Origin of the sequence: Bacteroides sp. D2, assembly GCF_025147085.1 — a bacterium.
GTDB lineage: Bacteria > Bacteroidota > Bacteroidia > Bacteroidales > Bacteroidaceae > Bacteroides.
Genome location: NZ_CP102261.1, coordinates 1,908,943 through 1,920,599, shown reverse-complemented (window position 1 = coordinate 1,920,599; position 11,657 = coordinate 1,908,943). Strand labels below are relative to the sequence as shown.

Genomic DNA, 11,657 nt, shown 5'->3' with positions numbered 1-11,657 from the left:
TATATTATTACCTTATTTATTATCTATCCAATAAAGCCTCCAAAGCCAAACGGTACGAATTTAGCCCAAAGCCACAAATCACTCCTTTACAAGCACAAGCAATCATCGATACGTGCCGGAAAGACTCGCGACTATGCACATTGGAAATATGCACCTCAATCACCGGAGATGTCACAGAACGAATAGCATCCTGCAAAGCTATGGAAGTATGTGTATACGCACCTGCATTCAAGATTATACCATCCACATCAAATCCCACCTGCTGTATGCAGTCTATCATTTCTCCCTCGATGTTCGATTGAAAATAGTCGATCTCCACGTCAACGTATCTTTTGCGAAGATCAGCCAAGTAATCTTCAAATGTAACGCTTCCGTAAATGGAAGGTTCACGCTTACCCAACAGATTAATATTCGGGCCATTAATAATTTGTATCTTCATCGCGCAATCCTGTTTTTTTATACCTTTGTATCTGAAAGAATGTGCAAAGGTAGAAAAAAGAAATGGAAATCAACGAAAAAAAGCATAAGAAGGAACAACAAGAGCTGATAATCAGGAAGTATCAGCAGTATCTCAAACTGGAAAAGTCCTTATCTCTTAATACGCTGGATGCCTATCTGACGGATCTGGACAAACTGATGAGCTTTCTGACATTGGAAGGGATTAACGTATTGGACGTATGCCTGTCCGATCTTCAACGTTTTGCGGCCGGATTACATGACATCGGTATTCATCCCCGTTCACAAGCCCGCATCTTATCAGGAATCAAATCATTTTTCCGTTTCCTCATCCTCGAAAACTATCTGGAAGCAGATCCCAGTGAACTATTAGAAGGCCCTAAAATAGGTTTCAAACTTCCCGAAGTACTGACTGTGGAGGAAATTGACCGGATTATCTCCGCCGTCGACCGCAGCAAAGCTGAAGGACAGCGAAACAGAGCTATTTTAGAAACACTATACAGCTGCGGACTTCGGGTATCAGAACTTATCACCCTTAAACTATCTGACCTCTATTTTGATGAAGGCTTTATCAAAGTAGAAGGAAAAGGAAGCAAACAACGACTCGTACCGATCTCCCCCCGGGCCATTAATGAAATAAAGCTTTACATCACAGACCGTAACCAGATTGAAGTGAAAAAAGGGCATGAGGATTTCGTTTTCGTCAGTCAGCGGAGAGGCAAAGGTCTTTCCCGAATTATGATCTTTCATATGATAAAAGAATTAGCACAAAAAGCGGGCATTACCAAAAACATCAGTCCGCACACTTTCCGGCACTCCTTTGCCACTCATTTACTGGAAGGTGGAGCTAATTTGAGAGCCATTCAATGTATGCTCGGACATGAATCCATTGCGACAACGGAAATCTATACCCACATCGACCGCAATATGCTTCGTAGTGAGATTATCGAGCATCACCCACGAAATATCAAGTATAGGAAAGAAAAAGAGGAGTTATTTCATTAAATTATGATAAAATCGCCCCCTTATCTATATAATTATATTAAGAATTAATATCTTTGCGTTACTTTTTCTGTGTGAGCAGAAGGAGGTTGGCAAATTGACGATATTTCAATTACAAACATTTAATTTATACCTAAAATGACTAAGAAGTTGTACTTGCCTTTACTCATGGCAATGGTTGTTGCATTATTCTCTTCTTGCAGCAAAAAAATGGGTGAATTGTCAGCTGATTACTTCACTGTTACTCCGCAAGTGCTGGAGGCAGTAGGTGGTAAAGTTCCTGCGACCATCAATGGTAAATTTCCTGAAAAGTATTTCAACAAAAAAGCGGTTGTAGAAGTTACTCCGGTTTTGAAATGGAATGGCGGCGAAGCTAAAGGCCAACCAGCTACTTTCCAAGGTGAAAAAGTGGAAGGTAACGACCAGACTATCTCTTACAAGATGGGCGGTAGCTACACGATGAAAACTTCTTTTGACTATGTTCCTGAAATGGCTAAGTCAGAATTGTATCTGGAATTCAAAGCTACTATCGGTAAGAAAGTGGTGACTATTCCTGCTGTGAAAATAGCTGACGGTGTAATCTCTACTTCTGAATTAGTAAACAATACATTAGGTAACGCTAACCCTGCATTGGGCGAAGACGCTTTCCAACGTATCATCAAAGAAAAACACGATGCCAACATCATGTTCTTGATCCAACAAGCTAACATTCGTTCCAGCGAATTGAAGACTGCTAAAGAATTCAACAAAGAAGTAGCTAACGTTAACGAAGCTGCTAACAAGAAGATCAGCAACATCGAAGTTTCTGCATACGCTTCTCCTGATGGTGGTGTAAGCTTGAATACTACTCTTGCTGAAAACCGTGAAGGCAACACAACTAAGATGTTGAGCAAAGACCTGAAGAAAGCAAAAATCGATGCTCCGATCGATGCTAAATACACTGCACAGGACTGGGAAGGTTTCCAAGAACTGGTTTCTAAATCTAACATCCAAGACAAAGAGTTGATTCTCCGCGTTATTGCAATGTACCAAGATCCTGCTCAAAGAGAAAGCGAAATCAAGAACATCTCTGCTGTATACAAAGAATTGGCTAACACTATTCTTCCTCAATTGCGTCGTTCTCGTTTGACTTTGAACTATGAAATCATCGGTAAGTCTGACGAAGAAATCGCTAAGTTGGCTTCTTCTAATCCTTCTGAACTGAACGTAGAAGAATTGCTGTATGCTGCTACACTGACTAGCGATCCTGCTAAGCAAGAAGTTATCTACACTCAAGCTACCAAACAGTTCCCGAACGATTACCGTGGTTACAACAACTTAGGTAAATTAGCTTACCAGGCTGGTAACATTGACAAAGCAGAATCTTACTTCAAGAAAGCTGCCAGCGTTAATGCTACTCCTGAAGTTAACATGAACTTAGGTTTGATCTCTTTGATGAAGGGTGACAAAGCTGCTGCAGAAGCATACTTCGGTAAAGCTGCCGGCACAAAAGAACTTGGCGAATCTATGGGTAACCTATACATCGCTCAAGGTCAATACGAAAGAGCAGTAAACTCATTCGGTGACTCTAAGACTAACAGTGCTGCTTTGGCTCAAATCCTTGCTAAGGACTACAATAAAGCTAAAAATACGTTGGCTAACGTAGAAAGACCTGATGCTTACACTGACTACCTGATGGCAGTTTTAGGTGCTAGAACTAATAATTCTTCTATGGTAACAAGCAGCTTGAAGAGCGCAGTTGCTAAAGATTCTTCATTAGCTAAGAAAGCAGCTACTGACTTGGAATTTGCTAAATTCTTCACAAATGCAGATTTCATGAACATCATTAAATAAGAGAATTACCACTCTATTTTAAATATTAAGAATTGCCTGTCATTATAAATGACGGGCAATTCTTTTTTTTTATCTGTAAAAACCGTACTTTCGCAGAAAAGAAATCAAAGCAATGAAAAAGAGTAGCATTTTAATCCTCATAATCATTTGTCTATGCAGTTGTGGTAAATCTTCAAAGAAGGTTAGCATAACCGGGGAGATCAAAGGTCTGGGCACAGATACGCTTTATCTGTATGGAATGGACGAATCATTCGACCGGATAGATACCATTTTCGCGAAGAACGATAAATTCTCTTATACAGCTTCAATAGACACCATTACTTCTGCCTTTTTACTTATTGACAATCAGACAGAATATCCAATCTTCCTTGACAAAGGAAATCAGATCAAAATAAAAGGAGATATCAATCACCCGGAATATCTGGATATCAATGGTAATATATATAATGAAGAGTTTACAACCTTTCAGAAAGAACTAAATAGCCTGCCTACCCCATCCGAGAAAGATTTAGAGCAAAAAGCTGAAGAATTCATCATGAAGCATCATTCTTCTTTTGTCAGCCTCTACTTGTTGGATAAATACTTTGTTCAGAAAGATTCGCCCGATTTCAACAAAATAAAGAAGCTAATTGAAGTCATGACAGGAATATTGCAAGACAAGCTGTATATCGAACAACTCAATGAAGCCATCTCGCTGTCAGAGAAAACAGAGACAGGCAAATATGCCCCCTTCTTCAGTCTATCTAATATAAAAGGAGAGAAAATTACCCGGTCATCAGAAGATTTCAAGAAAAAGAACCTGTTAATCAACTTTTGGGCTTTATGGGGAGATAGCATTTCCAATCACCAAAGCAATACCGAGTTAAAAGAGATCTATCAGAAATATAAGAAAAACAAACATATAGCCATGCTCGGTATCTCCCTTGACATGGATAAACAAGAATGGCAGGATGCTATAAAACGTGATACGCTCAATTGGGAACAAGTCTGTGATTTTGGCGGACTAAATTCCGAAGTAGCCAAACAATACGCCATCAAGCAAGTTCCCAGCAACATTCTTCTGTCGGCAGACGGTAAGATTCTCGCGAAAAACCTCAAAGGAGAACAATTGAAGAAGAAAATTGAGGAAGTAGTCACTGCTGCTGAAGAAAAGGAAAAACAAGACAATAAGAAGAAAAAATAACTAGTAATCAAACGTGTTAATTAAAGTATTCGGAGCGGCTGTTCAAGGGATTGATGCAACACTCATCACAATCGAAGTCAACAGCTCGCGCGGCTGTATGTTCTATCTCGTCGGCCTTCCGGATTCTGCGGTCAAAGAAAGCCATCAACGTATTATTTCCGCATTGCTGGTAAATGGCTATAAAATGCCCACTAGCAATATAGTAGTTAATATGGCACCAGCCGACATCCGAAAAGAGGGTTCAGCTTATGACTTGCCTCTTGCCATCGGATTGTTAGGAGCTAACGAAACAATCTCTTCCGAGAAGTTTTCCCGCTATTTGTTAATGGGCGAACTAAGTCTGGACGGAAGTATACAACCTATCAAAGGTGCGCTTCCCATTGCTATCAAAGCGCGCGAAGATGGTTTCGAAGGACTAATCATCCCCCAACAAAACGCACGGGAAGCTGCCGTTGTCAATCAATTAAAAGTATACGGAGTCAGTAATATCAAGGAGGTCATCGAATTCTTCAATAATGAACGCGAATTAGAGCCGACTGTTGTTAATACACGGGAAGAATTCTATCAACAACAGACGAACTGTGACTTGGATTTTGCAGACGTTAAAGGGCAAGAGAATGTAAAAAGGGCACTAGAAGTTGCAGCAGCCGGAGGACATAATTTAATAATGGTAGGTGCTCCGGGTAGCGGTAAATCGATGATGGCCAAACGTCTTCCTTCCATTCTTCCTCCTCTTTCACTGGGTGAAAGTCTGGAAACCACCAAGATACATTCAGTTGCCGGACAACTGAAACGCGGTTCATCATTGATTTCCCAACGCCCATTCCGCGACCCTCACCACACAATTTCCCAGGTGGCGATGGTTGGCGGAGGTAGTTTTCCACAACCCGGAGAAATCAGTCTGGCACATAATGGGGTACTTTTCTTAGATGAATTGCCGGAATTCAACCGAGGAGTGCTGGAAGTGTTGCGCCAACCATTGGAAGACCGCCAGATCACTATTTCACGCATCAAAAGTACTATCAGCTATCCTGCCAATCTGATGCTGATTGCATCCATGAACCCATGCCCCTGTGGATATTACAATCATCCGACAAAAACATGCGTATGCAGCCCCGGACAGGTTCAAAAGTACTTGAATAAGATATCCGGTCCATTATTAGATCGCATCGACATTCAGATAGAGATTGTACCTGTACCCTTTGATAAGATTTCCGATCAAAGGCAGGGAGAATCGAGCAATCTCATCAGGCAACGAGTGATAAAAGCCCGTCAAATGCAGGAAAAACGATACACTGAATATACCGGAATTTATTGCAATGCACAAATGAACAGCAAACTGCTTGCAATGTATGCTCAACCGGATGCCAAAGGACTCGCATTGCTAAAAAATGCAATGGAACGACTCAATTTATCGGCCCGAGCCTACGACCGAATTTTAAAAGTTGCCCGTACAATCGCCGATTTGGAAGGAGCAGAACAAATACTCCCCAATCATTTGGCAGAGGCTATCAGTTATCGGAATCTCGACAGAGAGAACTGGGCTGGATAATAACAATGAATAGAAACAGAAGAGAATTATTTCATCATCAGCACTATCTTTTTTCATATATTTGTTTTACATTTGTAACAAATAAATAAATTCTAATATGAGAAAATCGATAATAGCTATTTTAATGACATTTTGTTTGAGTATAATGACTTATGCTCAAACTCCCCGAGACAGAGCCACAGAATTAAAAGAACAAGCACAAAGTAGCCTCAATCAAAAAGATTACATCAAAGCGCGTTACTTATTCAAAAAAGCATACGAAGCATTTGCAACCCGCGGAAACTATCCACAGGCGATAGAATGTGGTGTTCAGGCCAATGCTTTATACGTCAGAGAGAACTTTTACAAAGAAGGTTTCGAACTTTGTCGTGACATGGATCAACTTATATGGACCGGAGAACAAAATCAGAAGAAAGTCTTTTATGACCTCCGCTTCCTCGTGAACAAGGAGCGGTTGCGGATGTACACGGCACTTAAAAATCCAGCACAGGCAAAAACACAGCTGAATAAATTGGAAGAAACCGCTAACCTTGCCAAGAATGACTCATTAACAGAGGTTTTGCTATATACAAAAGCCAACTATTATTATACTTTTAACCAGAATACACAAGGCGATGCCTGTTTCCGTAAACTGCTCAACCAATATAAAGAAAAGAAAGACTATGCCAAAGTGAATGATTGCTACAAGAACCTTATCGATATCGCCCGTAGAGCCAATAACGCCCCATTGATGGAACGTACCTATGAAAGCTACATCGTTTGGACAGATTCTGTGAAAGCGCTGACAGCTCAAGACGAACTGAATGTACTGAAAAGAAAATATGACGAAAGTCTATTGACCATACAAGAAAAAGACGACACACTATCAGCCAAGCAGTATATTATTATAGGTCTGTGTATTCTTGTGGTCATCCTCGTAGCCGGACTGGTAATACTGGCTGCCATATTACTGAAATTTATTGCCGGCAATCGCAAATTGAAGAAAAGCGTGAAGATTGCCAATGAACACAATGAATTAAAAACCAAATTCATACAGAATATATCCTCACAGATGGAACCTACCCTGAATACATTGACTACTTCTGCGAATGAACTTTCACAGAAAGCTCCTCAAGAAGCAAGCCAGATGCAGGGACAAGTCGCAGCTCTGAAGAAATTCAGTGATGACATTCAGGAATTGTCTTCTTTGGAGAACTCATTAACCGAGCTCTATGAACTAGGAGAAATTAACGTAGGGACTTTCTGCGAAAATGTAATGGATAAGGTTAAGGAGCATATAAAAATAGATGTTACTCCTTCAGTCAACGCTCCCAAACTTCAGGTAAAGACAAACAAGGAGCAACTGGAACGTATCCTTCTCTATTTACTGAAAAATGCAGCCTTCTACACCGAACAAGGACGTATCAGCCTTGAATTCAAAAAACGTGGTGCACATACTCATCAGTTTATCGTGACGGATACAGGAACTGGCATTCCGGCAGAACAACAGGAAAATCTCTTCAAGCCTTTTACGGAAGTAAAAGACCTCACCACTGGAGACGGACTAGGGTTACCAATCTGTTCACTTATTGCCACAAAGATGAATGGAAGTCTGACGCTAGATACAGGCTATACAAAAGGAGCTCGCTTTATACTGGAACTTCACGTGTGAATTTTGCATAAGGAATACTTTGTATCATTAGATTACTTTTCGATTTGTTTATTATAGTTACCTTCGATAGAGAATGTTCCAAGCCGCTGTTTAGGAGCATACAAAAATATGGACAGATTTATATATAAACGCATATCACATTTATAATAAACTTTTGAGTAGTTTATTATAAACGGTATTCAAGTTTATTAAAAACTCCAACAGTCGATTTCCAACTTTATATTTCTATTTTTTACGACAAAAAGGCTGCAAATTTCATAAAATCTGCAGCCTTTTTGCTTATATCTAGCCCGCTATTCCTAGCACATACTAGAACTATTCTCTTAATTTGTTATCATATCATACCATTCAAGTCACTAATTTCATACTCTTTTATCTATTATTTACAAAGTTCAGGTTCTTTTTCAGACTATAAAGATACAACATTTAAAAGCATTTGTCAAGAGGTATATCCCATTAAATTCCTCCTTTATACATTTATAAGAAGTATTGTCCCTCCTCTTTTAATCTTTTACGCAAATGAACAGTATCAATTTTATGAACGTCATTCTTTGTCTGTTTGATAGCATGTACCGCAGCCATTCCGGCAGCTTCCCCCGTCACCAGACAAGGTGGCATCACTCGCAAGCTTCCAAAAGCTTCTTCATCAGTAGAAATACAGCGTCCGGCGGTCAATAGATTCTTCAGACCTTTAGGAGTCAAACAACGATAAGGAATTCCATGAGATTCGCCTTTTTTGTAACGCGTCTCTTTATGCCCCGGTTTATGAACATCAATATAGTAACAATTACGTCCGATCTCATCTTCAAATGTTTTACGCTCCAGCCAATCTTGGAAAGTAAACGTATAATCCCCTTCAATCCGACGACTATCTCTAACCCCCAACAAGGAGGCAGTCTTTACAACAAAAGCACTACCAAAAGTTTTAGGCTGAAGTTCTTTCAGTGCCTCCAAGTATTGTTCAGCGATTTGTCTACCGGTAGCCATCGCCCGCGTAGTAGCCCATGGGTCGGTCGAATCAACATTATCAATGTGTCCTGCATTGAATTGTACCACATCCGGACCGATCAGATTACTATTGAAATGTCTGCCTATCAATGGATATTTCCCGGACTTAATCGCGTCAAAGATAGGGCTATTTTTGTTACTCGTATGCAATGAAGGACCTATGAGATTGTAGTTATAACTATCGACATTGGCAAACGAGAAGCACAAAGTAGAACTTTGCAGTACACCATCCTCACCTCCCTTTTTAAATGAAGCACCTGCCCAAGTAGCCACATCTCCATCTCCCGTCGCATCAATAAATACTTTTGCTTTGAACGCAACAAGCCCGGATTTATTTGCTACAATGATAGCATCTACCGTATCATCAGCTGACATCTCAACAGCAGCAACCCTCGAGAAGAAAAGGACTTTTGCCCCCGATTCAGCGACCATCCGATCGTAAACCTGCATCAGGTATTCGGGATTTATGTTCACCCAATTCAGTTTCTGCTTTCTCTCATGAGGAACTCCTTTTCTCGATGCCTCGAATATTTTTTCTGCCAGACCTCTATAAATAATCTTTTCACCATCGGAGAACGGACACCATGCCGGAACCATACCTGCTGTTCCCATACCGCCAAGTTGTCCCATTGCCTCAATCAGCAAAGTCTTAGCTCCCTCCCGGGCTGCAGAAATCGCAGCAGTACACCCGGCAGGTCCTCCACCAATTACAATAACATCCCACCGATCATCCACCGCAATCTTGGTATTCTTCAAACGCATTTTGGATTGTGTGGTATTTCCATTCACATTAAGAGCGGGAACTGCAAAAGCAGCAGAAATCAACCCAGCTTTTTTAAGAAAATCTCTTCTAGATGTCATTACAAATTAATTTATTATATTACCTTTCCATAAAAATCTCGGCACGCCCAGGAGTAAATAATTCCCATAAAGAAGCAACAGTCCATCCGGGTGCGAAAATGTCATTATAATATCCTTTGCCATTCTTTCCGTAATCCCAACTGGTATGTTGAACAACTTCCGGATAGTAACCCACTTTGGCAATGCCACACATGTGTCCTTCATAAGGCAATAACTGCCGCATAGAGGTTGAAATCACTTCTGCGAAGTTCGAGAAACGGGATTCTTTATATTCGTTCGATAACCAACGAAGTACATCGGCAAATTCAAATACAAACACATCGATATGATTATTTTCTACCGAAACATTTCCCCAGCCACGTGTTTTCAGACCAATATCACCCAGCATCTGTCCGGGAGCAAAAGGAACATCCCACAAATAATACCACGATAATGCAAAATAAGCGGCTTGCTTTGTCAGGTCAGCATAATGTTTATGTTCCTCTCCCTTAGTAACCAATGAAAGATAATAAGTAGCAGTTGCAGCATAAAGTGACGCTTCTTTATCTTCGCAATTCGCATCAAGAGTAGACGAGAAATAATCGGCCTTAGAAATCAGTTCTTTTTCCAAATAATCCGCAGTCCGCTTAGCACTATCCAAGTAACGTTTATCCTTAAAGTATTTATATCCCATGACTAAAGGTAATGTAGCCGAAGGAGTACTTCCTCCGCTTTTATCTACAATCGAGAAGTCATCACGGAACTTTCGTGGAAAACTACCATCAGCATTTTGCAATTGCAGAAACATGTTCAACATGTTCTTCAATCGCTGTTCCCATTCCGGATGCTTACGACCTTTTTCTTTTTCATAAGCCAGGAAATGAAAAATTGCATAAAGTCCTTCCGATTGACGACGGATACTATGAACAGGATCCTCAAAGTTTTTGTCATAATTTACCGATTCCTTGAAAAAGCCTGCCTCTGTGAAACCATTCTTCAGGTAACTATCAAAGATTTTAGTACTATTAGCCTTCAAATCCTCCCGGTTACATTCCCAACCATATTCCCAGGCATTGAATGCATTCAGAAGAACACGCCCTATAAAACCGACTTCTGCCTGCCCATTACTTGTACATGCATCTGTTCTAAGATGTATACCCGAATTATATACCAACGGATATTTATCTACAAAACTACTTACGAAGAATTGGCTAAGAGTCTGCTTCATATATTCAATTGAATAGGGAGTGTCAACAGGCTTGGGAGAATATGTATCATAACAATATTCCCAAGTATGGCGCACAAAATCAGAATAGTCTTCGGCTTCACCTTCAGTAATTTGCCAAGTCAACAAAATCGTCTCCCCTTTTTTAAGATGCTGATAAGCCGTTACAGCCGGAGCTAATGTCAATTTACGGATATAACTTTTAGGAGCCTCCCGATAGGGAAAGCCGAAAGAAAGAGTAGCAACCCCGTCCTTATTTTCAAATCCAGTATACCCTAAAGAAGTCTTATCCGAAAGAATAACCTCACCTTCGCGATGAGTAGCCAACGTGTTATTTACAAATTTATCCAGTCTGTTGACAGTCATAAAACGTTGTTTCTTCTCACAGAAAATCCCGGTGAGAGGTGCGCTTAACCTGTCTTCGCTCACAATCCAACTATCTGATGTATGAAATGAAGGAGCCTCTTTGGGTGAACGCAGATTACGTCGATACCAAAACCCCGGCATATAGAACAGGCAGTCATCATGACGGAAGCCGGTTGCCATCTGTTGATTGTAATTAAAATATATATCTTCCAATGCAGTGATAGACACACTAATACGTAATCCATCATTACCAGTTACTATATTTTGAGACACAGTCAACGGCATCTTTTCCGAATTCTCCAAATAATAAGTGCCATTATTATTCTGCGATTTCTGAAAAGTCAATGGATAGTGTTTCGCTCCATTTCCTGGTACCTTCAAAGAAATAGATGCAGAAATCGATTCCGGCACATTATCAAAAGCCTCAACAATAGTGGCACATGCCACAAAAGCTATCCCACAAAGTAAATATTTCAAACTCATATAAAACATGATTGCGAATCAGCCTGTCTGATTCCGTTTGTACTAAATTGTTGAGCCA

At 40.3% G+C, this 11,657-nt stretch carries 8 protein-coding genes; 5 read left to right on the top strand and 3 right to left on the bottom strand.

Going from position 1 to position 11,657, the window contains the following annotated elements:
* Nucleotides 1–19 precede the first annotated feature (19 nt).
* Complete coding sequence (gene aroQ / locus NQ505_RS06490) at nucleotides 20–439, bottom strand: type II 3-dehydroquinate dehydratase (protein ID WP_004311171.1); 420 nt, start codon at nucleotides 437–439, stop codon at nucleotides 20–22.
* A 62-nt stretch (nucleotides 440–501) separates the two neighbouring features.
* On the opposite strand from aroQ, the gene xerD reads away from it, so the two are divergent.
* From xerD to NQ505_RS06465, 5 genes are all read left to right on the top strand, one after another.
* Entirely contained in the window at nucleotides 502–1,461 is a 960-nt protein-coding gene (xerD, locus tag NQ505_RS06485; protein WP_009001080.1) for a site-specific tyrosine recombinase XerD, read from the top strand.
* Between the two features lie 135 nt (nucleotides 1,462–1,596).
* Entirely contained in the window at nucleotides 1,597–3,291 is a 1,695-nt protein-coding gene (locus NQ505_RS06480; RefSeq protein WP_004323056.1) for a tetratricopeptide repeat protein, read from the top strand.
* Nucleotides 3,292–3,403: 112 nt separating this feature from the next.
* Nucleotides 3,404–4,474: a TlpA disulfide reductase family protein gene (locus NQ505_RS06475; protein ID WP_009001081.1), complete on the top strand. Its 1,071-nt coding sequence runs from the start codon at nucleotides 3,404–3,406 to the stop codon at nucleotides 4,472–4,474.
* 13 nt (nucleotides 4,475–4,487) lie between these two features.
* Nucleotides 4,488–6,026 (top strand): YifB family Mg chelatase-like AAA ATPase, encoded by a 1,539-nt coding sequence (locus tag NQ505_RS06470; protein ID WP_009001082.1) that lies wholly within the window; start codon nucleotides 4,488–4,490, stop codon nucleotides 6,024–6,026.
* A gap of 124 nt (nucleotides 6,027–6,150) precedes the next feature.
* The gene (locus NQ505_RS06465) at nucleotides 6,151–7,677 is read left to right on the top strand and encodes a sensor histidine kinase (RefSeq protein ID WP_369749095.1); all 1,527 of its coding nucleotides are present in this window, start codon (nucleotides 6,151–6,153) and stop codon (nucleotides 7,675–7,677) included.
* Between the two features lie 477 nt (nucleotides 7,678–8,154).
* Here the strand turns inward: NQ505_RS06465 and NQ505_RS06460 are convergent, their stop codons facing one another.
* Together NQ505_RS06460 and NQ505_RS06455 are read right to left on the bottom strand one after the other, a co-directional pair.
* Nucleotides 8,155–9,546, bottom strand: coding sequence for an FAD-dependent oxidoreductase (locus NQ505_RS06460; protein ID WP_009001085.1), 1,392 nt, complete (start codon nucleotides 9,544–9,546; stop codon nucleotides 8,155–8,157).
* A gap of 19 nt (nucleotides 9,547–9,565) precedes the next feature.
* On the bottom strand, nucleotides 9,566–11,599 hold the full coding sequence (locus NQ505_RS06455) for a hypothetical protein (protein ID WP_032854118.1): 2,034 nt from the start codon (nucleotides 11,597–11,599) through the stop codon (nucleotides 9,566–9,568).
* Between the last annotated feature and the right edge of the window lie 58 nt (nucleotides 11,600–11,657).